The organism is Staphylococcus sp. Y174-1 (assembly GCF_049897865.1).
Lineage (GTDB): Bacteria > Bacillota > Bacilli > Staphylococcales > Staphylococcaceae > Staphylococcus > Staphylococcus saprophyticus.
In genome coordinates, this window is the sequence record NZ_JAFCXB010000002.1 from 1 (window position 1) to 26,315 (window position 26,315).

Sequence of the window (26,315 nt, forward strand, 5' to 3'; positions counted from 1 at the left end):
GCCTTGGTAAGCCGTTACCTTACCAACTAGCTAATACGGCGCGGGTCCATCTATAAGTGATAGCAAAACCATCTTTCACTTTAGAACCATGCGGTTCCAAATGTTATCCGGTATTAGCTTCGGTTTCCCGAAGTTATCCCAGTCTTATAGGTAGGTTACCCACGTGTTACTCACCCGTCCGCCGCTAACGTCAAAGGAGCAAGCTCCTTATCTGTTCGCTCGACTTGCATGTATTAGGCACGCCGCCAGCGTTCATCCTGAGCCAGGATCAAACTCTCCATAAATGAATTATGATGTTTGATTAGCTCATAAAATACTAATTTGTGTTATCTCTAACACTTGTTTTGAACCAACAATTTAATGTTGCGTTCGGAATTAACGTTGACATATTGCAATTCAGTTTTCAATGTTCATTTAAATAGTTGCTTCATTACTATATCATTTTTGTTGACAACTTGTCAACAAAAAATTAATATTTTTTAAATGAGTAATTAACATTACTTTAATAATATTAAATTATTATTAAGATTATTTCAAGTATATTTTTTACACTTTTTATAATTTCTTTAAATAATGTTGTTGCCGTTTTTGACGACTTTTAAATAATATCAATTCCTCAATGGAAAGTCAATATTTAATTTAAGATTTTGTGATTTCTTTCGTTCGCTTATTTAGTAGCAATTGTTTGCCACAAGAAACTATTCTACCACCATTTTAAAAAATTGCAATAAAAAAATGGATAGAAATTAAAATAATCTCTATCCATTACTGAAATGACTTATTTTGTCGTTTTATCAATGATTTGTTGTGCCATGGATTGATAGATTTCACCGAGTCGATCATCAGCTTGATAAATTGAAGGTGCAAAGTCTTTTGGATTCCAAGATGGTTGTTCTAACGGGAGATGTCCTAGCAAGTCAGTTTGTAGTTCTTCTGCAAGTTTTTCTCCGCCACCAGTACCGAATACATATTCTTTATTCCCTGTTTCTTTACTTTGGAAATAAGACATATTTTCGATTACACCTAGAATAGAATGTTCTGTATGTTTAGCCATTGCGCCAGCACGGGCTGCGACAAATGCTGCTGTTGGATGTGGCGTTGTCACTATAATTTCCTTACTTGAAGGTAGCATCGTATGAACATCTAATGCAATATCTCCTGTGCCTGGAGGTAGATCTAAGATAAGGTAGTCTAAATCTCCCCATCTAACTTCTACAAAGAAATTAGTTAACATTTTACCTAGCATGGGTCCTCTCCAAATCACTGGTGCATTCTCTTCTACAAAGAATGCCATTGAGATCACTTTCACACCATGACGTTCTACGGGAATGATTTCTTTGCCTTGTACACCTGGTTTCTCATCAATTCCCATCATATCTGGAACACTAAAACCGTAGATATCAGCATCTACTAAGCCTACTTTTTTACCTTCACGCGCTAATGATACTGCTAGATTAACAGCGACTGTTGATTTACCAACGCCCCCTTTACCAGAAGCAATAGCGATAAATTCTACTGGATTATCTTTTGAAAGTAATCCTTCAATGGTTTGATTTTCGTTTTCGCCAGAGCCACGATATTGCTCAACAACATCACTCGGCAATTCTTCAAATCTGATGCCAACCGTGTTTGCTCCATTTTCCTTTAATACTTCTACAATAGCCATTTGCAAATCTAATTGCGGTTGTCCACCTAATTGCGCCATTGCTACTTTAACACTAACGTGTTCTATCTCTTCTTTAATAGTAACTTCTACTATTCCATCTGTTTCTTTTAATGGTACATCTATTATTGGATCTTTTAATTCTCCAACAAGTTCTTTAACTTGCGCTATCGTTAACACAAAGCGTCCCCCTCTTATTTAAATATCAATTATATTTTAACAAACAAAACTAACATTTGCTTTAAATAGCTTAATTTAAGTATAAATATAATTTGTTCAATAAAAAAGCAGTTAGCTCAATCTATTCTTAATATTAGAATAATAAGCTAACTACTTTCACTTTAGATCAATGTATTTAAGTTGTTTGGAATTCAAAATATGCAATATCTTCCTTATGTTTAAGAATATAATGTTCACTTACATTATTTATTTTTTTGATTTAAATTTTTACTATCCGGATAAAATATTTCTTTACAGATGAATAATACGCCAATAATTAATACAATTACCCAAAAGTCGATGTCGATATAGGTATAATGTATGTGCACTATAAAATAAAACAACAATGTAGTTACTGAAAACGTAATTAATTGAAAGGTAAGTCCTTGAAAGTAAGGATTTTCAGGTAATTTTTTTCTAAAATAATCCATTAAATTTTCTACAATGAATAAATTGAAATAGCCTAATACAATATAACTACCGTAATATATCAAGTTATCGTAAAAACTTTTATTATAACCAAAATATGCAAGATGAAAGTAGATTAAAATTCTACTTAATCCGTATAAACCAAATCCTAAAAAAGTTAAAAAAATCGCACCAGAAATAATAAATACAGAAAGCACAATAAGCGTTGTTAATAAATATCTTAAATATTTCATAGCTTACTGTCCTCCCTTTCTTAATCAATCATTGACTATATAAACATATATTTTCTTATATGTGATATGAATGCATTATATATCTTACCATTATAACTTTATATGACCAAACGACAGAAATTCAACCTACTATATTATCATTTGTTATTCATTTTAAACAAAAACACTTAGCAATGTTAAAACATGTTAAGTTAATGTATCTTGTTTTCGATATGTGATGGACCATAATATTATAAGTATAAACAAGATGACAAAGCTCAAAATTACAATGTTATGAATATGCAAACCAATAATTGGAATAGATAACGCATAGACATAGCCCATAATTGTCGATCCGACTGAATTACCCAGGCTCTTAGTCAAAGTGTATAATGACATCATACGCTTCATATTTTTAGGAGAGGTTTCTTCTTGTGTGATAACACTATTTTTAGTATAAACTGTACCAAAGCTTATACCTGCTAATAACAAACTACAAGCAATAAAAATTGGAGAGTTAGTTCCTATAAATACTAAAATGCCACAAAGCATTAAACATGTAAATGCAAATATATATAATGCCTTCCTAGTCATTTTTGCTTCTATTTTATCTAAATTAAAATTCAATACTAGCCACGCAAACGAAATTGGAAAAATAACAAACCCACTTTGTAATGGAGATAAGCCAAGATCTTCTTGTAAATAAATTGGCATATAGAGGTTATAACCCATAAGTATAGTTGCATATGCAAAATCAGTAAAAAATATTAAAACAATTGTTTTATTAAATTCTTGCACTGGTATAAAAGGTGTTTTTATTGTCTTTTCATTTCTATATAACACAACACCGACAACCGTAGCTAATATGATTGAAATGATATTTAAATAAATATTGGCTGTATACATCACTGCAAATATTAAAAAGAATACAAAAGTATAAAATAACGATAAGCCTTTTACATCTAATTTAGCACTAGTTGATGTACTTTCATTCTCGAAATGAAATGTAATCACTACAAGTATGATTGCAATAATTGAAATTGGAATATTCACGAAGAATAGCCAATGCCATGTAGCAAACTCTAAAATACCGCCACCTAAAACAGGTCCTATAATACTGGATATCCCCCATACACTTCCAACGATTCCCATGATTTTATAGCGTAAAGGTATCTCAAATGCCAGTTTTGGGACAATTTGGCTTAATGCCATCATGACACCTGCACCCAATCCTTGAATAAAGCGAGAGATGATTAACATGGTAAATGTGTCACTTAGCCCTGAAAATAAACTTCCTATTGTAAATAACATAAGCCCTAATAATGTAATATATATAATTTTAGTACGATCTAACAATTCCCCAACAATCGGGTTTGCAATAACAATTGCAATAAAATACACAGCAAATATCAATGAAATAGATGACGTTACGTTTAAATCATTTTTTATAGTTGGCAATGCTAAGGAAACGATTGAAGTTTCTATTGCAGACATAAACATAATTAATATTAACGCAATAATAATGCCTAATGATTTTATATTCATATATAACTTCCTAACCCTTAAATTTTCTAACAATATCAATATCTACTTAACCATTATTTATTTATAAGTTCAACACATTTTTCAAAAACGCTCTTCAGTGCATACAACATTTAAACATGCCATAAAAAAAGCTGCTAACAATGTCAATGAACACTGTTAACAACTTTAATTATCTTACATAAAATACATGATAGCTACAAAGTGAAATACGGATGCAACTACAATGAAGAAATGCCATATCATATGAAAATACGGACGGTTTTTTTGAGCATAAAACCAAGCTCCTATTGTATAGGCAAGTCCACCAAACAATATAAATAACATAAATAGTAAAGATGAATCAAAAATAATTGTTGGCAAAAATAGTACACCAATCCATCCCATAACTAAATACATAATCAAACTTAACTTATGATTAACATTTTTTGCTAACGATTTGTAAAGAATGCCCCAGATTGTAATGCCCCACAAGACAACCATGCTAGACCAGCCAATCCAACCACCGACCAAAGTAAGACATATCGGTGTATAAGTACCTGCAATCGCGACATAAATCATACTATGATCGATTATTCTTAATATGAATTTATGTGATGATTGATTTGGCATGGCATGATATACCGTTGATGAGATAAACATTAAAAAAATACTTATTACATAAACAGAGACACTAAAGGCACCTAACACACCATATTCAAGAAAACTATGTATCGCTGCATAAGGCAATGCACATAATGCTATAAAAGCAGCCACTCCATGTGATACTGAGTTGCCAATTTCTTCCCCAAAAGTCAGGGGAATAATATCTTTAAATGTTTTAACCAGTTTATTATCTTCAGCTTCTACTGAATGAGACATGAGTGTAACCACCTTTTTATATCATATTCATGCGTTTTAAATCAGCCGTAGCCGTTTCAACACTATCTTTACCTTCTTTATTCTTAAGTGGAGAGAATTCTTCCTCTCTAGGTACCTGTAATGTTACAAAACTATGCGCATATTGGAAGATATCAAAATAAAATAGTTCAAACTTTAATGTCGGTAGTTCAATTACACCAAAGTCTTCATCTAATTGTTTTAAGTTTTTAATCGCTAAATGATATGGTAAGTCGTAATCAACAACATTATTGATAAACGCCAGTTTAAATGAGTGGATTCCAATATTAGCATTGTTAAACTCATTAGCTATTTCTGGATCTAATTCTGAATATTCTAGAACCGTGTCTTTTTGATTCGCATTGACTAACCTACCAACACTTTCCCCATCCTTGGGTTGTATGGACTTAGTAGTGATGTCCATACTTTTCTGAAATGTGTATCCTGCAAATAATGGATCTAATACTTTAACTAACACATTATCAATATTATTTAAGAAAATATATTCGACGCCATTTTCAGTCATTTCATCTAAATAACCTGATTTTGCTAATGATTTAAATACACCACCATTACCGTTTGGCGTTTCAAGAATATTACTATCCACATCCAATACCAGTTTACCCTCTTCTGACAAAGCGACAATATTATCTTGCATAAAGAAGTGTACATGATCTCTGTCGTAACCAAAATAATTTTTCGACTCGAAATATAGTTGTGTTTCTTTATCATTAATTTTACTTGTCATAATATACCAGTCGATATACTGACCTGTTTGTTCTTTTAATGCCAATAATTGTTTCGCTTGAATTTCAAACAAACTCGTATCTTCAATTTCAAATGAACCTTTTGGACCTTTGTAGCCTAACCTTGTCCCTTGACCACCAGCCATTAATAAAACTGCAAATTTGCCTTTTTTAATCGCATCAAGTCCAATTTTTTCATATTGTTCGATTTCATCAACTGTAAATTCGCTTTTCACGTCATATTTGACTTCATTAACAGAAGAAACATCATCAATTACCTTTTTATTCAAGTATAAATCATTATATAAATTTCTAATATCAGCTAAATTTAATGATTCAAGTTTTTCAGATAAGTGTTCTTTCTCATTTGAACTCATTAATTTTTCAAACTCAATGAGATGTTCTTGATTAAACTTTTCTAGCGTTTTCTTATCTAACATGCTCTCTCTCCTTAATATCCATTTAATCAGATATAATTTATACCTTTTTTATAATATGGATATATCATTTCACTATATGTACTTTATATTATTATGATTCTTAGGACAACCATAATTATAACCAATTCAAGAATAGATTATTAAAAAATGGATGAAAAATCACATAAATTGCGCCAATGGTCAATGCACTTGCCAATGAGATATCAACTAGCCCACCAGTTTTAAATACAACTAGGAATTTCACATTAATTGGTATCGGATAAAATAACTTAACACCTCTTGGCGTTAGCATATCTAGTATAACATGTGAAAGCAATCCTAGAATAATCGTAACTAAATAGTATGATGGCGTTTGTATGACATATAGTAAACAAACAATAATTGCGATGAATAACAATGAATGTGTGAATGTCCTGTGCCCAAATATCATTCTAATGAAAAAACTAATCAGTTTAAATCGTCTTCCTATCTTGCTTTGGGTATGACAAATATCAGGTACTAAACTTGATATGACTGCAAGCGTAATAACTGTAATCGAAGTAAACAAATCTGTATGAAAATATTCTATAGTTAAAGCCCCGACTAATAAGCCGCATGATGCATGTGTTTTACCTGTCATTTTCACTTCTCCTTATCATTAATATTTTAGCATAATCACACGATTAATGCGAACATACTTTCGTAAAAACATATGAGTATAACCTTTTTCGAAAAAGTATCACACAATAGCTTGAAAACGATTGCAATATATTGTATGATATATCTACAAATTATTTAAAGGATGTGTTCGAGTTATGGCAATGACAGTAAAAAAAGATAATAATGAAGTAAGAATTCAGTGGAGAGTTGCAGATATCAAAATTCCAACAAGTGAAATTAAGAACATTTCACAAGATCAAAATATCCATGAAGTACCAAAACTCGATAGAGATAAAGTTTCGAGAATCGGTTCTACATTTGGAAAAACGAACCGCGTTATCATCGATACTGATGACCATGAATACATTATTTATACGCAAAATGATCAAAAAGTTTATAATGAAGTTACCAAGTAATTCATATAATAACTTCACTTAAATAAAATTAATAAAAAGAGGTATAACGAGTAAATTTAAATTTTACTCGTTATACCTCTTTTCTTCTATAACAAATGACCTAATGAGATTTTCACTTTGCTATAAATAGCTTGAACCATTTACCGCCTTTCAATTGTAATCTGCTCGCTAATTAATAAGCGTTCTCAATTACCTTCTTAAATCAACAATGCTATAATATATTTATATTAATGAAAGAAGGTGTGCAGCATGTACGTTGTAACAAATCGAATCGATGTTAAAAAAGGCTTCGCAGAAAAAATGGCATCAAAGTTTACTCAAGGTGGTAAAATCCAAGAATTAGAAGGCTTCCAAAAAGTTGAAGTTTGGCTTATTGATGATGAAGCAGATTACGATCAAATGTATATCAATACTTGGTGGGATTCTGAAGATGACTTTAAAGGTTGGTTGAAGAGCGATGCTTTCAAAGAAGCACATGAAGGTAAATCAAAAACTAAAAGTGACGATTCACCTATCCTAGGTAATAAAGTAGTTAAAGCAAATGTGATTTCAGAGCTCTCATAACTCTGACGTTATATTAGCGATACCAGTACCGGTAGTTTTTACAGTTCATACATTATATGACAAATTAAAAATAGCCATAAAGTATCTATATTGATAGATTGCTTTATGGCTTTTTGTATGACAATACTTTAGTAATACAATGTGATATTTAATCTGTAAAGGCGCCTATTAATTGAAATATAAATGTGCCATCAATGAAATAATAGGTAACGCAATGATCGTTCTAATTAAGAAAATAACGAAAAGCTTAAAAATACTCACAGGTATCTTTGATCCTAAGATCACACCGCCTACTTCTGATAAGTATATTAATTGAGTAATACTTAATGCACCAACTACAAATAAAGTAATATCATTACCTACACCTTCAATTAAAATAGATGGTAAAAACATATCGGCAAATCCAATTAATACAGTCTCTGAGGCTTGTACAGCTTCAGGAATTTGTAGTAATTCTAAAAATGGTACAAATGGTTTACCAATAATTGAAAATAAAGGCGTATATGTCGCGATAATTGTAGCTAATGTCCCTACACTCATGACTACTGGCAAAATAACGAACCACATATCAATCACTGTTTTAAAACCTGATTTGAAAAATAATCTAAAACCAGGTGCTTTAATACCAGTTTCTGTAGCCATGTCAAATCCATGTCTTAATGGCGTTTTGTTTTCTGGTAGCTGCTCAGTTCTCATTTCCTCAGAAACTTCTTTTGCATATTCATCTTTAATAGATTTTAAAGGCCAAATCCTTGGTAAAATAAATGCACACACTAAACAAGAAATAATAACCGTTAAATAAAAATAAAAGAAATGGTTTTGCATGTGCACAGTTTCTGCAACAACAATTGCAAAGGTAAGAGATACAACACTAAATGTAGTTGCAATCACTGTTGCTTCACGTCTTGAGTAGAATCCTTCTTCATATTGTCTACTTGTAATTAAGACACCTACCGTACCATCACCAATAAAAGATGCTAAATTATCTACTGTAGAACGACCCGGCAATGTGAATAATGGTCTCATAATAGGTCTAAATACTGGTCCTAGTAATTCCAATAATCCATATTCCATAAGCAATGGTAAGAATAGTGCAGCAAAGAAAAATACCGTAACCAACGTCGGTAGTAAACTTTCAAATACAAGACCACCTGTGTCTGCAGAATATATGACTTCAGTGCCGACTTTTAAATATGTAATCCATACAAATACAACTGCTAATATTCTCAAAATGAGCCATCCGATTTTAACATTAAATGCGTTGTACATTAATCCTTCCGGTGCTAATTTATTTTTCAGTACTGTAGAACATAATACAGATAAAATACCTGATAGTGTAATAATAATCACAATAATTAAAGGCATTGCACCTCCGATAGTGTCTTTCAAAAGTCCAGCTAAAAATGCAACAGGTAAAGTTGTTTGTTTTTCACCATCTTCAGTCACGCTTATTGGCATTAAGAATAAAATTATGCCAATTAAAGACATGATAATAAACTTAAGTCGACCACGTACAATCTGGGCTTTACTATATTGATTCACTCTATTCACCCCTTAGGTGTATTAATTTGATTTTATTTTTAAAAAACAACAGCTATAATTATAACGTATAATGTATAAATATGTAAATCGGTAATTTTTGTCTATTTACTGTCATTTTAAAAAAGTAGAATCGATTCTATAAGCATAGAATTAATTCTACTTTAAATGAAAGCGATTACTTTTGCAATTTACATCCTATTTCTTTACTTAATTTAAATTAAATTTTTCTTAATAAAAATAAAAAGTATGGTACACCTACAATTGCCACAATCACCCCTACTGGAATATCAAGGGGCGGATGGACGCCTCTTGCAATGCAATCACTGATTGAAAGGAGTAAAGCCCCAATCAACCCTGACATTAGCGTAATATGAATGTGTTTATGACCTACAATTCTTCTTGCAATATGCGGCGCTATCAATCCTAGAAAACTCAATCCACCCACAATTGAAATAGATGCACCGGCTAAAATGACAGCTAATAATAGAAGAATCATTTTAATTTTTTTCACTTTTGTCCCTAATGCCGTTGCAATATCATCACCTAATGACAAAATATCGAGTTGATGACAATAATATAGAATAATCGGAAGTGCGATGATAAACCAAGGCAAAATAACCCAAACATTCATCATACTGTGACCATACAAACTACCTGTTAACCAAACTAATGCCGTATTTGCATCCATTGGATTTCGAATTAATAAATATTGCACAATTGCTGTACAAATCGCACCAATTGCTAAACCTATAAGTGCAAGTTTTGAGCCTTGAACATTAAACTTAGATATCAATACAGTTAATATGATACTAATACACAATGCTCCTGCAAACGAACCAAAAGGTAGTATAAACAACGGTGCAGAAGGAAACAACATAATAATTGTTACAGCAGATAAACTGGCACCTTTTGTAATACCAATAACATCTGGAGACGCTAGGGCATTTCTCACGACACCTTGTATCAATGAGCCAGATATTGCTAAACTACTACCAACAATTATTGCTAGAAACATTCGAGGTATTCTATATTCATTTAAAATAAAGTTATCATGATTAAATAAACTTTTAACCGCTTCAATTGGATTCATAAATACAGCACCGATAGACAATGATGCGATTGCAGAAATTATTAACAAAACTGTTACGATGCTATAACGCAAAGTTAATTTACCCATCATAATCTATCAACTCCTTTAATTGTTATTAATAAGAAGTATAGTGCGCCTACAAATGAAGTCACGATACCAACTGGTGATTCAAATGGAAAAGCAATTAATCGACTTAAAACATCAGATAACAATAGTAAATCTGCACCAATCACCATTGTCAGTGGAACCATTAATCTATAATCTGCACGTATATAGTGTTTTACAATATGAGGTACAATTAATCCTACAAATCCAATTGGTCCTGCAATTGAAACGGATGCACCTGCAAGTACAATGACCAATAAACCAGTGGCTATTCTTACTAATTTAACATTTTGTCCTAAAGACGTAGCTAAATCTTCACCAAGTTCCATGATTGTTAGTTGCTTAGCAATCGCAATGGCCCCTATAAATGCGAGCACAAACCATGGTATGACACCTATAATTTGTGGCCATTGTATTGTAGATAATGAACCCACAAGCCAAAACATTACCGTTGAAGTTGCATCTTCATTTAAAAGGATAATGCCTTGAGTCAAGCTAGAAAAAAATAGATGGATTGCCATACCAGCTAGTGCTAGTTTAACTGGCGTCATGCCCTTAGTGGATCCAGATAGAAAATATACTGTAAGTCCGCCTATAAATGCGCCTATAAATGCAAGTATTGTTGCGAATTCAGATAAAGCAGGTACAATCATAGTGATAAAGACGATAACAAATGAAGCACCGGCATTCACACCAAAAATTTGAGGTGATGCCAATGGGTTTCTCGTCATTGCCTGCATTAACAGACCTGCTACACCCAGGGCAGCACCAATGAATAAGGCTGCCAACATGCGTGGCATACGCACATTATGTATTAAAAATGTTTGTTTCGTGTCGGTATGATGCCATATGTAATCCATGAAATCGTTAAACGTAATATGCGACGACCCAACACTTAAATTGAAGTATATAATGACAAAAAGCGCACACACACTCACAATAAATGTGAGTGCTGTGCGTTTTCTTGTTTTTTTCTCTATTAATTTGGTTGGGTCAATGCTATTTGATTTAGTCATTTACCTGTCACCCTACTTTTGTTGATTATCCTTTTTTTCCTCTTTAGAAATATCTACTAGTTGCTTAGCAATTTCCTCAGAAGAAATAATGCCACGTGCACGTGCCCATGTATTTCGATCTACTACAGAAACACGATTATTTTTCACTGCATCTAAATCTTGCCAAACTGGATCGTTTTCTTGTTTTTTAAGATTTGGATCGTTTTCACCTTTGTCTGCCATAATAAACATACGTCCAGGATTAATATCTGACAGTACTTCGGCATTTAATTGTAAGTAAGGTCCTTTTAAGTATTTAGATAAGTTATCTGTTTTTGTTTTATTTAATGCATTATTAAAGCCTAATTCTTTTAATAATTGACCTACGTATGTGTTTTCAGGATGTGCAAGTAGTCCTGATTTCGCTACTACTGCAGGTAACACGGATTGTTTTTTATCCATAGTAATTTCTTTACTATATTTATCCATTAATTCATCGTGTTCTTTAAGTCTTTCTTTACCTTTATCTTCTTTACCGACTGCTTTAGCAATTGTTTTAAAGGCTTCTATATTATCTTTATAATCACTATCAAAGCTTGGTAACATAATCGTTGGTGCAATTTTTTCTAAATCTTTTTGAATACCTTTATGTCTATTCGTATCTGCAATAATGACATCCGGTTTTTGGTTGCTGATTTCTTCTAAGTTTGGTTGTTTACGTGCGCCTACAGATGTATAATCACCAATTTCTTTTCGTATTGGTTCCAAAATTCTATTCTTGTCACCATCATCAGCTACGCCTACTGGTTTCACATTTAAAGCAGCTAATGCATCAACAAATGAGAATTCAAGTGCAACAACACGTTTAGGATCTTTGGCAACTTTAGTAGTACCTCCATCATGTTTAATCGTCACACCCTCTTTATTGTCATCACCTTTATCCGATTTACTCGAATCATTATCACTGACACTACCACAGGCAGCCAGTATGACTAGTGTTAAAGTTAAAAACAGGATACCCATAATTTTATAACTATGTTTCATCGTTTTCACTCCTTAGATATGTATAATTACATATTTAATTCTATTGATAATGATTATCGGTGTCAATAAAAACTTTTAGTCTTTTTATTAAAGCTTAAAACGATTTGATTTTTCAACATTAAAATTGTTACACAAATTTTCTATGATCTCATCGTGATGATAAGCTTTTTTTAAATTAACCATATACATACTATGGGCTAATGCTTTATAACCTAAACTGAATTGTATTTTATCACCTACTTGATAGTAATCTTGATTCAATAAATCAAGCATGACATGATCACTCGTAGCACCTGCAATGCTTATATGGTGATGTAACGGTTGGATATCTTCAACAGCTGTATCTAAATTTCCTATATCCACAATCGCTTGTAAGTATTGATGTCCGGTAGCAATATTCATTCGAGGTTTAATTTCTACAATTTCCGCTTCTAAGGTTATTGCATTTTGATATAAAGAAGCTATGGATTGATTTGTTGTTGTTTCTACACCTCTAAATAAAGTTTCACCTATTCTTAACTCATTAATTCTGCCAAAATCTCTATAAAGCATTTGGGGAATCATACTCGAATTGCCACCTGAAATAATTGAAAATTTCATATTTGTCTCACGTTCCACTGAATCTACAAATTGATTGATTAAAGCCACATCTTCTTCTGTAGGTATGACTGATTGAAAACACATAAAATTAAACGCAAGACCAACGATTAACACATGGTGCATGTACAAAATTTCATTAATATAATCAATGATGTCATAGGTAAGAATGCCCTCTCGACCGTCTTTCCAATCTACCATCAACAATATTTTATGTTTTGTACCTTTTTCCCTAGCGATATCATTTAATCGTCGAATCGTTGTTATTTCAGTTTGGATACTGATATCCGTTTGCTGCACGACATCGTTTAATTCGCTTCGACTTGGCGTCCTAATCATCATAAAAGATAGATCTTCATTTTTACTTTTAGTAATGTTCTCAATACGGGCATCTGCAAAGTGTGTCAATCCGATTTCTTTGAGTGTTTCTACAATTCTATTATCACCACCAACACACTTAATTACGGGTGTAAATCGTATATGATTTTGATTAAAAATAGACGATAGCACTTGAGCATTGTATTTTATTTTTGATAAATTTATTTTTACTTGCGCCATACGTTACACCTCTTTATATATCGGATTCCTCAAATCTATTGTTACATATTGTTTCACTTTGCTTTCCATTCTCATTCTTAATAAAGCTTTAACAGTAATTGTCGGCCCAAATAGCACATTTCTTAATTTTTGGGCATGTGGTTTATGGGGATCAATTGCTTGTTCTACAATTTCACTTACAATCTCAAATAGCTGTGTTTCTTCAACCCCATCATATTGAGAAAAATGATGAATCAGTTCCGCAATTTGATTTTGAATTACAGCATGTTGAAATTTAGCAATGACTGATTCTATATTTTCTGCTATTAAACTTTTATTTGTAAGCGTGATATTGGGCAATTTTTGTTGTAATGTTGATAAATCAATTCTTGAACCACCTAAATCTCTAATAATAAATTGCATTTGATAATTAGGACCTAAATTAACAATTGTATTTTGCATATGTGCTTCTAACGCAATACCATAATCTTGTATATAGGCTACTAAAGGATCAATCAATGTTTTGGTATAAACACTGAGAAATTTCTTAATCGTACCCTCTGTAATTTCATCATTAATCCAATTCAAATAACTATCTACTGTTATTTGGTTATCAACTGGATTTCTATTGACTAAACTCGCTGTCACTATAGTTGTACCATTATCAGCCAAATAGGGTTGATGTCTGACAATACAAGCCAAATGACGTGCAATATCAGGCTCCGTCTTAGCATGAATACCAAACGGCTCCATAGAAACATGCAGTTGAGGATATATATCTAGCATATCCTGTAATTCATAACTGAGTTTAGGCCCATCTACCGTTGTCACACTAGACACTGTACGTACTGCACTTGTGGCTTGTACATCAACTGGTAACTTGATATGGTAAGGTTTCCCTATTAATTGCATCGTTCTAAATGATAGTGTTGCTTTTGCTTCAACTTCAAAAGGTGTTGGTAATAAATACTTAGATTCAATCCATTCTGCAAATTGATGCGGAATAACCTTTTCATACTGCCAAGGGTGTACAAACATTAAACTATAATCATTTAATTCCAAGTCGTGAACATCCAAGAAGGCTTTTAATTTATAACGATATTCAGGAACAATCTCATCTAAAATGAAGTCCGTATCGTTTTCCATAGATGTTATGACACAATGTTGTTTATGTATAAGCATGATTGGCAAACCAATTATTTTTTCAAATTCTGGTGCATATTGTTTAATCTCTGCTTCTGATAAAGGTAACTTCGTCTTTGATAAAGGGTGTGTTGGATGACCTTCGATGACAAGACTTTCTGAATAACTTAAGTCATTAATTTGTTCAGTATCTGCCATATGTTGAAGCCATGAAAAGAAATTAATTGTTTCAGGCATTTTTGAAAATTTAAGTGTTGCATGAATTAGCGATTGTCTATGATTAAAGTGTTCATACGTTAATGCGAACCCTTCTCTACTGGATAGCAATTCTTCAGTTAATCTTTGACTAATTGGAATATCAAAATGAGTATCCAGTACAGTTAAAAGTTGTTCTAATGAAGCAATCTCAGTCTCTACTTTACCTTTGATATAGGAGATAGCACCATAAAATTCATATCTTTCCATAGCACTCTTTCTAGATTTTTGTAATTTCAACACTTGGCCATGAATTTGCAATTCAACAAAATGCTCATACTCGTTAAAAAACATGTTTTCAGGAAAAATTTGTTCTTTAATAATTGCATTAAAAATACGATATTGTACATTTCTATCTGCTAACTGCCACGTTTGATGCATCATACAATACTGCCTCCATTTTTTCTTTGTCTACTAATCACACTAAATACGAATGCGATGATAAATGTACTTATACCCATGATGACGAAAGTTTCAATAATCCCGATAAATTCTGCCAAGAAACTCATGACCATTGCGCCTAAAGGAATCATTCCTCTGTCCATCATTACGACGCTGAGTATTTTACCTCTATGTTCTGCTTTCACTCGATGTTGGAAGTAAATTCTATTTGTAGTGCGTGCCCATTGGCTAAAAAGACCTATAAAGAATATAGATGTAAATAACAACCAAGTTTGACTGCTAATTGTACAAAGCAGTGATACTCCGAATAAAATCGAACTCACGTAATACATTTTCACCATTGATACTTTCTCTAAAATATTAGGTAAAATCATGGTTGCAATAATACCACCTATCGCACAACACGTCATAGCACTCCCAAAAATAGTCACTTGGTTGGGAAATGTTTTATCCGTTAATACTGGTAATAACGTTGTATAGGTAAATCCAGTTGCCATAATCAATAATGACGTCACAAAGATTCTAGATCCTTCTAAATTTTCTTTAAAATATGTCATCACATACTTTATGCTTACATCTGTATTTTCCTTAGCTATTATATGCTCACTAAAGTTCAATGGCAAACAAAGTATGAGTGATACAAGATAGCAAAACGCTTGAACGCCAAAACTTATTTCTGCATTGTAAGTAGCCATGATAAAACCTGCGATGGCGGGTCCAATCGATCTACAAATATTAATAATAAATGAGTGATAAGCAACAGCCTGAGTCGTCGTTAATCTTTGAGTTAAATCTGGTAGCACTGCTTGACGTACTGGTGTTTCTATAGCACTCATTATTCCCCGCCCAAGCGCATAAATTAAAAATACAACAATAGGTAGTTTTGCATGTTGAAATGTTAAAATACATAGTATAGTAGTTAATATGCAAGACGCTGATACAGTTTTTTTTAAAAGATTACCTTTTTCATATTTATCTGCCAAACTGCCCGCCCATACACTTATGAGCAAAATGGGTACGAGTCGGAAAAAATTAATTAATCCGAGATAAATTGCGTTATGATATAAAGTAAATACATACCAATTCAGCGTAATTTGTCCAATCCAGTTCCCTAAAAACAGTAAGAATGAACTTGGAAAAAAATACTTTGCCATGTAATTCCTCCTGTTTTTTTAATTGATAATAATTATCATTATCGATAATATGGATTATACAAATATCTTATACGTTTGTAAAATAATTTTTTTAGAGGTGCATTATGAATTCCAAAATAAACGACAACAATTTAATTAATAAACTTACTAATGATGAACAATACGCGCTGTCTTATATACAATCTGTAAACCCTACTTGGGCAGAGGCATTTAATTCTATATTATTAGAAAGTCGAGATAAAATTTCACAAAGATTGATAACTTCAATGCATCGGGAGAATTTAGTTAATTGCCGAGATTACAGTGAAATCATTGATACTAAACAGTTATCTTTCACAATAGCTACACCACATACGAAAGTATTAACAATTTCATTCCCACATGCACAAAGAAAGTTATATGCGCCTATTTTAGGACAACATGCCTTCGACAGAATTAATGTGACAGGGCCATTTTATTTTGAACAAAATAATGAATATCATCGTATATTACATCCAAGTGAAATATTATCGTGTATTTTATTAGAAGCACCTCACTTAGATAATGAGGCAAGTATGCAGTTCAAAGAAGATATGGATAATAGCGTAGCTAATATGGCCATAGCATTAAGTTATCAGGCGTATACACTGACTGATGATAGCGAACCATTGTGTGAACTCATTTACGCATCGGCCGATCCGTATTTAAGGTCTGAGCAAGCAGTTGTCGAAGGTCATCCATTACATCCAGGTGCCAAATTACGTAAAGGTATGACACCTGAAACTGCAATTGCTTATTCTTCTGAATTTGCAAATAACATCAAATTGCAATTTATATTAATTCATAAAAATATCGCTAAAACACATGCTTTAAATAATAATTATAATGACTTAGTCTACAATTGCTTTGATGGTTTACATGATTCAGCAGTTAAAATACTCGGTAATGACAAAGTTGATAATTACTACGCGATGGCTGTACATCCATGGCAATATGATGAAATTTTAAAACAAGATTATATTCAAGAACTTGAAAAAGGACTCATTATCCCTGTTGACTACGAATTAGATTATTTTGCAGGTTTATCATTTAGGACGCTGATGCCTGAATTACCAGAAACATTACCACATATCAAGTTATCCACTAATGTTCACATTACTGGTGAAATTCGTACTTTATCTGAACAGACAACAATTAATGGGCCACAAGTTACAAGAATATTAAATAATATTAAAACCACAGATAGTCTCTTTAAAAATATTAAGGCAGATACGATTGATGAGCTCGCAAGTATACATTTTTATAATCCGCAAGACGCCGAATCGATACAAACCATTAAAAGTGAACAATTAGGTACACTATTTCGTGAAAACATTTATAAATCTATTCAAAGCAATACCATACCGATGATTCCATCAAGTCTTGTTGCTAACTATATCAATAATAGTGAAACACCTATATGGACATTAATTAAAAAATACAAAAAAGCACATCAATTCGAGAGTTATGATGAGGCGAGTATCCAATGGATGCAATCGTATGCTCAAGCATTAATAGATTTAGCATTACCGTTATATGTAAAATATGGCATCGCTTTAGAAGCTCACTTACAAAATTCAATTGCGACATTTAAACATGATGGTTCTATAGATAAGCTCTACATTAGGGATTTTGAGGGATTACGTATTGATGAGCACTATCTAAATAGCATGGGTTATTCTACCGATACATTTCATGAAAAGTCATTAATATTAACTGATCAATCTCAAACCGTATTTAACAAAGTCTTCTATTCAAGTATCCAAAATCATCTCGGTGAACTCATCGTATCCATAGCTCAGGCTAGTGAAAGTAAAGACTTGGAGACTTCAATTTGGTCTATGATTAGCAATATGCTTCATGAAAAACTTCAAGTAATCTCACAAACTATGGATGATACGACTAGAATCAAATCAATTAAATCCATTTTATTTGCTTCGAAAATTGATTATAAATGCGTAACGACAATGAGATTAGAAGATGAAGCAGACTATTATACGTACATCAAAGTCGATAACCCACTTTACCGTCCGCTAGATTAAAGTAAAAATAGATTGAATGAATGCGTTTATATTAATTTTAAATACGAAAAAAGTACCGATAAAGCCTAGGCTTTATCGGTACTTTTATTAGATTCTCAATTAATTATTGTAAACCTTTGTCCTCATTGTTTGAACTTTGGTTTTTTTCATTTTTTTGAGACCATTCTTTTTTAGTCATTACATCTTCAACGCGCATATTAACTTCAACTACGTCAAGACCAGTAATATATTTAACTTGTTCTTTAACTAAGTCAGTTACTTTACGGAAGATTTTTGGAGCTGATTCGCCATATTCTAAAACAACTTTTAAGTCAACAGCAGCTTGTTTTTCACCAACTTCAACACTAACACCTTGTGTTACATTGTTGCTGCTACCGAATGAGCTAGAAATGTTGTCGACAAATCCGCCTTTCATTTCTAAAATACCACTAACTTCACGTGCTGCAATACCAGCAATTTTTTCAATTACTTCATCAGAAAATGATAATTTATTAGTGAACTCAGGTTGTTGATTTTGTTGCTCTTGTCTTTGTTCTTGTTCTTTCTCATTTACACCTGTTTGGTTGTCATAAGCTTGTTTAGCTTTGTTGTTATCTACTGCCATAATACATTCTCCTTTGTTAAATAAAATTTATTTTATAAATACTTAATAATCACTACTACTTTGTTAAATAAAATTTATTTTATAAATACTTAATAATCACTACTACTTTGTTACATCATTTTAATAGATTAACTCCATCGATTAAGGAAATTTAAAAAGTCTTGCTTACGGTCTTTAGTGTACCCGATTCCTATTCCAATCAAACATAATACTAAAATTAAAATTGTACTCCAAAAACCTAAAGTTAGGAATAAAATCGCAATGATTAAGAATGTCAAGAAGCCGATAATTCTCCATTTAAAAGTTTTGAAAAAATCAACCACTTCTTGTGTAGAATCTTGTCCATTTTGGTTATTATTGTTAGCCATGATAACCCTCCCTTACAACACACGTTTGCCTGAAGTTTTTTGATCTCTAACGTTAACCTCTAATTTTGAAACAGGTAATTCTGTAAAATGCTCAACATTTTGCTTGATGTCATTTCTAATTTCTTCTGTTAAAGATTTAACCTGAACATCACCAGGAACAAAGAAATCTGCTTTTAAAGCAATGTGAGATTTCTTCTTCTTGTTATAAAGTTTTGCAATGACGTTTGGTTGACGTATTTGATCATATTGTGTAAGTGTATCGTAAGCTGATTTTTCAACCGCTTTTCTAGATACATAAATATGACCATCTTCAAAATCTTTATAAAGTCCAGGTTTTCTATACGTAGGTTTAAACAAGCTGAATACTAAAATGAGACCAATAATAATAAGTAATGCGGCTAATCCAATAAGTGTTGGTTCAAACCAGTTAAACTGAGTAAAATAATCTTGATACTGAGTTATTCTGGAATCTTTTATATACATAAAGAGTAAAAAGCCAACAATTACTACGATTAAAAGACCAAGGATAAAATTCTTAAGTCGTTTCACCTCGTATGACACCTCCTATGCTTTGATAATATGTACTTGTCATACAGAATACATACCCTTAAAAAAATTCTTAAAACATTTTTATTGAATTTTATTTTTAACAATTTTGACAAAACAAATTGAGACTCACTATTAAATTTTGCTTATTTACTATTTTGTTCAAATTTATCTTCCTGATTTGCTTTACGATATTGTAAAAGCTTATCATCTGAAATCATTAATTTATTACTAGGCCTTGGTTTTTCAATAGATAATGATTTAAAAAGTGACCAAATCATAAATATAATAACAATCGAGAATGGCAAGGCTGCGATGATTAATAAGTTCTGAATAGATTGCGTGCCGCCAGTATAGATCATAATCATAGCGAATAATGCTAAAATAATGCCCCAACTTAATTTAACAAAACCTGAAGGATTGATACTGCCCTTCGAACTAAGCATACCTAAAACATACGTAGCTGAGTCAGCTGAAGTTACAAAGAAAATCATAATAACGACTAATGTCACTATACTGAGTACAAACCCTAATGGAAAATGTTCTAACGTCGCAAATGTCGCTGTTTCGGTTGCTTCTTTTGCAATATTAGCAATTCCATTTTGTTGTAAATAGATGGCAGACGCACCAAAGACTGCAAAAAATAAGAAACAAACAACTGCTGGTACAAATAGTACCCCCAGTACAAATTCTTTAATCGTTCTACCTCTAGAAACACGTGCAATAAATATACCTACAAATGGTGCCCATGAAATCCACCATGCCCAATAGAATATCGTCCATTGTTGTAGCCATTGGAATTTTTCTCCGCCTGCTTGTGGGATACGTAAACTCATATTAAAGAAATTCGCAATGTAGTCTCCCAATGAATTGGTAAACGTATTTAAAATATTCAATGTTGGTCCAACACAAAATAGAACAAGTAATACAATAAAAGCTAAAATCATATTGATATTACTTAGATTTTTGATCCCTTTATCAATACCAGACCACGCTGAGCATGTGAATAATACGGTTGCTATCACAATAATAATGACTTGTGTTGCAAAATTCGACGGAATATCGAATAAGAAATGCAAGCCTTCATTGATTTGTAAAGCACCAAATCCCAATGTTGCTGCAACACCTGTAACTGTGGCAATGATAGCTAAGACATCTATCGAACCACCTATAGGTCCTCTCATCATTTTAGTTCCTAAAATAGGTGTTAGTGTAGCACTTACTAAACCTGGATAACCTTTATGAAAATTAAAATAAGCAAATACAAGTCCAACTATGCCATATACAGCCCAAGCATGAACGCCCCAATGGAAAAATGAGAATTGCATAGCTTCATTTATGGCGGTTTGTGTACCTGCCTTATGTAACGGTGTTAAAGTGAATGCATGGCTAATAGGTTCTGCAGTTGTCCAAAATACTAAACCGATACCCATACCCGCACTAAATAACATGGCAAACCATGATTTTAAAGAGAATTCAGGATCTTCTCCTTCTTTCCCTAAAGTAATAGATGAATACCTTGAAAATAATAAATAAACACAAACAATCAAAATAAATAATACAAGTAATAAATAATACCAGCCAAAATTGACTGCAATAAAATTCGTAATATTTTGCGTAACCATTTCAAGTTGCTTAGGTAAAACTGCACCATACACCACAAATAGCGTACAGATTAGCAATGCTACCCAAAATACCACAGTTAATTTATTTAGACGCATATCAAATTTACACACTCCCTATACTTTATGTATGATACATACCCTATCTTTTTGCATATATTCGTATACAGCGAAAAGTGTTACAGATAATTAAACATTAATAATCACGCTTCAAAATTAAAAAAACATCTTTTAAATTAACCATTGCTAAGTGGCCTAATTTAAAAGATGTTTATAATACGTTTATATTGCATGTTTAAATAAAATGACTTTGTTTACACTTATAGTTTAATAACCAGTTTGCCTATCATTCCTTGGTTTTCAAGTTTAACATGCGCCTCGTATAAATGATCGACAGTTAAACCTTCAATCACTTCTGTAACAGTTGGTTTATAAATACCCGCTTCGATTTTTTCAGTTATATCTGTTAAATAATCACGATGTATTTGCATATCTTCTGTTTCATGAATTGGACGGGCTGACATGAATTCATGTGTGAATGTAATACTTTTAGGTTTGAGTAAGTTTAAATCTTGCTTATTGTTAAAGGCTACAATCGTAACTATCGTGCCTCTAGGTTTTACTAATTCAATCATCTTTTCATAGTACATATCCGTATCAAATGTACAGAAGATATAATCTACTTCACTTATTTCATATTTCTTGAATTCTTCAGCTAAATCATTTTTATGGTTAAGTACAATGTCTGCACCCATATCTTTGGACCAATTAATTGTTTCTTCACGTGATGCTGTTGTAATAACATTTAAACCGTAATGCTTTGCGATTTGCGTAGCGATACTTCCTACACCGCCTGCACCATTAATAATTAAGATAGATTTACCTTTGTTTTCTTCTGGATTAAATGAAATTTTAAAAGCATCAAATAATGTTTCATATGCTGTAAGTCCTGTTAAAGGCAAGCTTGCCGCTTCCACATTTGATATATTCTTTGGTTTTTTAGCAACTAATCGTTCATCTACTAATTGCAAAACTTGGTTAGACCCTTGATATTTTGGAGATCCAGAATAATATACCTCATCACCAACATTAAAATGGCTTACATCTGGTCCTACCGCCTCAACAATACCTACACCATCATAGCCCAATATGCGTGGTGCATGCTCTACTGGTGTTTTTCTTATTTTTGTATCTACCGGATTCACACTGATTGTTTTAACACGAACCAGTAATTCATATTGCTTTGGTTGTGGCGTTTCAGTATCAAACTCGTAAAATAAATTACCTTCATCTAAATTAAAATTTTTATCTGCACCGATCGCTTTCATAACATGCATCTCCTTAATAATTAGTTATTATCCGAAACTTGAACGACTTGTTTACCAAAGTTATCACCTGTAAATAAGTTTCTAAAGGCTTCTGGTACATTGTCGAATCCTTCCATTACTGAAGTTTTTGTTTTAATCTTATCTTCTTGTACCCATTGCGCAAGTTTTTTACTTGCATTAGCAAAATCATCGGCATAATTTGCCACGATAAAGCCTTGCATTAAGGCCTGTGATTTAATAATAATTGGCTGAATACGTGGGCCATATTCTATTTCTGTATTATTGTAACCTGAAATAGCACCGCACACAGGTATACGTGCAAATTGATTTAAGTGTTTCATTACTTCATCTCCGACAGTACCGCCAACATTTTCAAAGTAAACATCTACACCATTAGGTACTGCTTTGGACAGTGCTTCTGAAAAGTTATCTGCTTTATAGTCAACAGCCTCATCAAATCCTAAAGAGTCAGTTAAGTAGTTCGTTTTTTCTTTGCCACCAGCAATCCCCACTACGTGTGCGCCTTTTAATTTAGCTATCTGACCCACTACTGAACCTACCGCACCTGAAGCGGCTGATACTACAACCGTTTCTCCTTCTTGGGGTTGTCCAATTTTTAATAAACCATGATATGCCGTTTGTCCCGTCATACCTAGTACACTTAGATATAAATATAAAGGGATATTCGTTTGCGTAACCTTAATGGCATGCTTTGCTTTTACATTCACAACTTTTTGCCAAGGGAAAGTACCTGTAACAATGTCACCTTTATTGAACCCATCCGCATTGGATTCAGTTACTTTACCAACGATGTGACCATTCATTGCTTCATTTAATTGGAATGGTGTAATATATGATTTACTATCATCCATTCGACCTCTCATGTATGGATCTACTGAAATATAGAGCGTCTCAATTTGTATTTCTTCACTATCTGGCATACCAACTTCAACTGTTTCATACTTGAATACATCATTAGAAGGAATACCTTCTGGTCTTTTGGCTAATACGATTCTTTCTGTTTTCATTATATTGCCTCCATTCACTCTTTTCTTATATTCTATAGAGATAGTTTTGTTCTATCAATCAAATCGCTTATTTAACCTTATCCGCTCATGTTATGATTTGGCTATATTACACAAATTAAACTTAATATTGAAGATTGGGGAAATCTATTGTGAAACTAAGTATATTAGATTATGTTCCAATATTTGAAGGACGTAGTGCAACAGACGCAATCAATCACGCTGTAGCTTTAGCACAATTATCCGAACAATTAGGTTATCAACGTTATTGGATTGCAGAACATCACCAAGTATTGTCTGTGGCTTCTAGCGCACCTGAAATGCTAATGATGTCTTTATTAGAAAATACGACATCGATTAAAATTGGCAGTGGCGGTATCATGTTACCTCACTATAGTGCCTATAAAGTCGCTGAAATATTTAAAGTTATGGAAGCACGCCATCCAAACCGTGTAAACATAGGTACTGGTCATTCTCCAAGTTATAATAATGTCAATCAAGCACTAAATGAATTTAAATCAGAGCAACCTGACTACTTAACGCAAATTAAAGATTTAATACATTATTTTAATGATGACACAGATAGTAACCACCGTTATAAGGATTTACGTGCCACACCGATAATAGAAACCAAACCGGATATGTTCATCTTAGGTACAAGTAAAACAAGCGCTACACTTGCGGCTAAACAAGGGCTCTCTTTTGTCATTGCGAACATGGGGCAAAATAAAAATCAAATACAATCAGTGATTAATCATTATCGTTGGTTGTTCAAACAATATCACCCAGCAAAACAGTCATATGTAATTATGTCTTCTTTCGTCATAACAGCTACCGACGCAAGTCAGCGTGAGTCATTAGCACATGCTTTTCATCTATGGTTATTGCGAATTAACTACTTGGATCAACCTAAATTTTATCCGTCGACCTCTTATGCAGCACAACGAAAATATTCGTCCCGCGAATTAGAAAAAATAGAACAACATCAAAATAGAGTTATCGTAGGTTCTCCAGATGAAGTCATCTCAAAATTAAAATTAATGATGACAGATTTTGATATTGACGAAATCATGCTTCAACCACACGTATTTGGTGAAGAAAATCGTAAATCATTATTAAATTTATTATCTCAAGCTAATGCTTAAATAAGCCAGTGCTACCAACATGATGATTGGGTAGACACTGGCTTATTTTGTTAATGCTTTTCATTTCCCCATAAAAATGTGTTGATTTTATCTATGACAGTTTGATTATCATGTAATTCACTATGTTCTGCTTGAGGACCCGTCACTTTAAAGGTTTCATAACTTGCTATGTGATCTCCTAGTAAATATTCCAACGATTTTGAAGATACATTTGTTACACGTCCATCTGAATGTGTGCCATCGCCAATATCACCATAAATATTTAACACATGAGCATCTTTAGGATATTCATGCTTCATTGGTAATATATCTTTATAATCTTTTAACATTAAATTAGGTTTTCCTTGATTGTTCAATGTTATATTTAAATCTAAACCATTGATGTCTACTTCGCCGTTAAAATTTCCTGCTAAACTAACTTGTTTATTTAGTTTTGGTAAATGCAGATCATCGCCATAATTCAACATATAATAACTGAAAGATTGATTACCCATGGAGTGTGCTACAAAATTAAATTTATTAAAATGATACTGTGTCATGGTCGCAATGATGACATTTCGAATCCACTGTGCATTTTTGTTTAAATCTTTATTTGTATTATCTTCTAAAATAATGTCAATGATTGGATTTTTCGCATTAAAATTTAAATCCCCTTCAAATGTCACCATTCCATTTCGAGATACCCTTGCACTAACAACATCTTTTTCATTATCTAATTGGTAAGCAGCGTTCACTAATAACTTCATTGAGTTTCCTGTACCTGCATAACCATGTAAATAAAACGTGGGTATATGACTACGATCGTTATGACTAATTTTTCTATTGTCGTTAAATTTAAAAATTGAAATTGTAATGATGACAAATAAAATAATCATCATTACGATAGTTGTATATATCGCTGTTCTCTTTTTCATATTCGTACTCCAAATTAAAAAATTGTGTACTACTATTATAGATTAAATGACTCAAATAAGCATCATTTAGTAGTCATTGTGATATCTATA

General features: G+C 32.5%; 24 protein-coding genes and 1 rRNA gene. 4 read left to right on the forward strand and 21 right to left on the reverse strand.

The window, feature by feature from the left end; translation table 11 throughout:
* The 7 genes from ACP7BT_RS06730 to ACP7BT_RS06760 all read right to left on the reverse strand — a co-directional run.
* Positions 1-284 (reverse strand): 16S ribosomal RNA (locus ACP7BT_RS06730); the annotation flags it as partial.
* A gap of 494 nt (positions 285-778) precedes the next feature.
* On the reverse strand, positions 779-1,843 hold the full coding sequence (locus ACP7BT_RS06735) for a P-loop NTPase (protein ID WP_002482667.1): 1,065 nt from the start codon (positions 1,841-1,843) through the stop codon (positions 779-781).
* A 242-nt stretch (positions 1,844-2,085) separates the two neighbouring features.
* Positions 2,086-2,544: a SepA family multidrug efflux transporter gene (locus tag ACP7BT_RS06740; RefSeq protein ID WP_041080835.1), complete on the reverse strand. Its 459-nt coding sequence runs from the start codon at positions 2,542-2,544 to the stop codon at positions 2,086-2,088.
* A 186-nt stretch (positions 2,545-2,730) separates the two neighbouring features.
* The gene (gene sdrM, locus ACP7BT_RS06745; RefSeq protein WP_041080834.1) at positions 2,731-4,068 is read right to left on the reverse strand and encodes a multidrug efflux MFS transporter SdrM; all 1,338 of its coding nucleotides are present in this window, start codon (positions 4,066-4,068) and stop codon (positions 2,731-2,733) included.
* Positions 4,069-4,242: 174 nt separating this feature from the next.
* Positions 4,243-4,926 carry a PAQR family membrane homeostasis protein TrhA gene (gene trhA / locus ACP7BT_RS06750; protein WP_002482665.1) on the reverse strand — a complete coding sequence of 228 codons (684 nt, stop codon included), beginning with the start codon at positions 4,924-4,926 and terminating at the stop codon, positions 4,243-4,245.
* A gap of 16 nt (positions 4,927-4,942) precedes the next feature.
* The gene (locus ACP7BT_RS06755; protein WP_041080832.1) at positions 4,943-6,130 is read right to left on the reverse strand and encodes a UTP--glucose-1-phosphate uridylyltransferase; all 1,188 of its coding nucleotides are present in this window, start codon (positions 6,128-6,130) and stop codon (positions 4,943-4,945) included.
* A 115-nt stretch (positions 6,131-6,245) separates the two neighbouring features.
* Positions 6,246-6,749, reverse strand: coding sequence for a metal-dependent hydrolase (locus tag ACP7BT_RS06760; RefSeq protein WP_041080830.1), 504 nt, complete (start codon positions 6,747-6,749; stop codon positions 6,246-6,248).
* Positions 6,750-6,924: 175 nt separating this feature from the next.
* On the opposite strand from ACP7BT_RS06760, the gene ACP7BT_RS06765 reads away from it, so the two are divergent.
* Together ACP7BT_RS06765 and ACP7BT_RS06770 are read left to right on the forward strand one after the other, a co-directional pair.
* Entirely contained in the window at positions 6,925-7,185 is a 261-nt protein-coding gene (locus tag ACP7BT_RS06765; protein WP_002482662.1) for a hypothetical protein, read from the forward strand.
* Positions 7,186-7,434: 249 nt separating this feature from the next.
* The gene (locus ACP7BT_RS06770) at positions 7,435-7,749 is read left to right on the forward strand and encodes a heme oxygenase (protein ID WP_041080828.1); all 315 of its coding nucleotides are present in this window, start codon (positions 7,435-7,437) and stop codon (positions 7,747-7,749) included.
* Positions 7,750-7,917: 168 nt separating this feature from the next.
* On the opposite strand, the gene ACP7BT_RS06775 is transcribed toward ACP7BT_RS06770, so the two are convergent.
* From ACP7BT_RS06775 to ACP7BT_RS06805, 7 genes are all read right to left on the reverse strand, one after another.
* Positions 7,918-9,291, reverse strand: coding sequence for a YjiH family protein (locus ACP7BT_RS06775; RefSeq protein ID WP_041080826.1), 1,374 nt, complete (start codon positions 9,289-9,291; stop codon positions 7,918-7,920).
* A gap of 217 nt (positions 9,292-9,508) precedes the next feature.
* Positions 9,509-10,471, reverse strand: a complete 963-nt coding sequence (locus ACP7BT_RS06780) for a FecCD family ABC transporter permease (RefSeq protein ID WP_011302626.1) — start codon at positions 10,469-10,471, stop codon at positions 9,509-9,511.
* On the reverse strand, positions 10,468-11,502 hold the full coding sequence (locus ACP7BT_RS06785; RefSeq protein WP_041080824.1) for a FecCD family ABC transporter permease: 1,035 nt from the start codon (positions 11,500-11,502) through the stop codon (positions 10,468-10,470). Before ACP7BT_RS06785 ends, ACP7BT_RS06780 begins: the two co-directional genes overlap by 4 nt.
* A gap of 12 nt (positions 11,503-11,514) precedes the next feature.
* Entirely contained in the window at positions 11,515-12,525 is a 1,011-nt protein-coding gene (locus ACP7BT_RS06790) for an ABC transporter substrate-binding protein (RefSeq protein WP_041080822.1), read from the reverse strand.
* 87 nt (positions 12,526-12,612) lie between these two features.
* The gene (locus ACP7BT_RS06795) at positions 12,613-13,680 is read right to left on the reverse strand and encodes an alanine/ornithine racemase family PLP-dependent enzyme (RefSeq protein WP_041080820.1); all 1,068 of its coding nucleotides are present in this window, start codon (positions 13,678-13,680) and stop codon (positions 12,613-12,615) included.
* A 3-nt stretch (positions 13,681-13,683) separates the two neighbouring features.
* The gene (locus ACP7BT_RS06800) at positions 13,684-15,441 is read right to left on the reverse strand and encodes an IucA/IucC family protein (RefSeq protein ID WP_041080819.1); all 1,758 of its coding nucleotides are present in this window, start codon (positions 15,439-15,441) and stop codon (positions 13,684-13,686) included.
* Positions 15,438-16,613: an MFS transporter gene (locus ACP7BT_RS06805; RefSeq protein WP_041080818.1), complete on the reverse strand. Its 1,176-nt coding sequence runs from the start codon at positions 16,611-16,613 to the stop codon at positions 15,438-15,440. The genes ACP7BT_RS06800 and ACP7BT_RS06805 overlap by 4 nt, the downstream gene beginning before the upstream one ends.
* 104 nt (positions 16,614-16,717) lie before the next feature.
* Between ACP7BT_RS06805 and ACP7BT_RS06810 the strand changes: the two genes are divergently transcribed.
* A complete protein-coding gene (locus ACP7BT_RS06810) occupies positions 16,718-18,673 on the forward strand; it encodes an IucA/IucC family protein (protein WP_041080817.1) in 1,956 nt (651 codons plus the stop codon).
* 103 nt (positions 18,674-18,776) lie between these two features.
* On the opposite strand, the gene ACP7BT_RS06815 is transcribed toward ACP7BT_RS06810, so the two are convergent.
* From ACP7BT_RS06815 to ACP7BT_RS06840, 6 genes are all read right to left on the reverse strand, one after another.
* Positions 18,777-19,277, reverse strand: a complete 501-nt coding sequence (locus ACP7BT_RS06815) for an Asp23/Gls24 family envelope stress response protein (RefSeq protein ID WP_041080815.1) — start codon at positions 19,275-19,277, stop codon at positions 18,777-18,779.
* 128 nt (positions 19,278-19,405) lie between these two features.
* The gene (locus ACP7BT_RS06820) at positions 19,406-19,645 is read right to left on the reverse strand and encodes a DUF2273 domain-containing protein (protein ID WP_041080814.1); all 240 of its coding nucleotides are present in this window, start codon (positions 19,643-19,645) and stop codon (positions 19,406-19,408) included.
* 12 nt (positions 19,646-19,657) lie between these two features.
* Positions 19,658-20,194, reverse strand: coding sequence for an alkaline shock response membrane anchor protein AmaP (amaP, locus tag ACP7BT_RS06825; RefSeq protein ID WP_011302617.1), 537 nt, complete (start codon positions 20,192-20,194; stop codon positions 19,658-19,660).
* 143 nt (positions 20,195-20,337) lie between these two features.
* Positions 20,338-21,912: a BCCT family transporter gene (locus ACP7BT_RS06830; RefSeq protein ID WP_041080812.1), complete on the reverse strand. Its 1,575-nt coding sequence runs from the start codon at positions 21,910-21,912 to the stop codon at positions 20,338-20,340.
* A 221-nt stretch (positions 21,913-22,133) separates the two neighbouring features.
* Positions 22,134-23,141, reverse strand: coding sequence for a zinc-binding alcohol dehydrogenase family protein (locus ACP7BT_RS06835; protein ID WP_011302615.1), 1,008 nt, complete (start codon positions 23,139-23,141; stop codon positions 22,134-22,136).
* A 20-nt stretch (positions 23,142-23,161) separates the two neighbouring features.
* On the reverse strand, positions 23,162-24,169 hold the full coding sequence (locus tag ACP7BT_RS06840) for an NADP-dependent oxidoreductase (RefSeq protein ID WP_002482647.1): 1,008 nt from the start codon (positions 24,167-24,169) through the stop codon (positions 23,162-23,164).
* A 149-nt stretch (positions 24,170-24,318) separates the two neighbouring features.
* On the opposite strand from ACP7BT_RS06840, the gene ACP7BT_RS06845 reads away from it, so the two are divergent.
* Positions 24,319-25,311, forward strand: a complete 993-nt coding sequence (locus ACP7BT_RS06845) for an LLM class flavin-dependent oxidoreductase (protein ID WP_037537963.1) — start codon at positions 24,319-24,321, stop codon at positions 25,309-25,311.
* 50 nt (positions 25,312-25,361) lie between these two features.
* Here ACP7BT_RS06845 and ACP7BT_RS06850 read toward each other — a convergent pair whose 3' ends face one another.
* Positions 25,362-26,225 (reverse strand): alpha/beta hydrolase, encoded by an 864-nt coding sequence (locus ACP7BT_RS06850; protein ID WP_037537961.1) that lies wholly within the window; start codon positions 26,223-26,225, stop codon positions 25,362-25,364.
* Between the last annotated feature and the right edge of the window lie 90 nt (positions 26,226-26,315).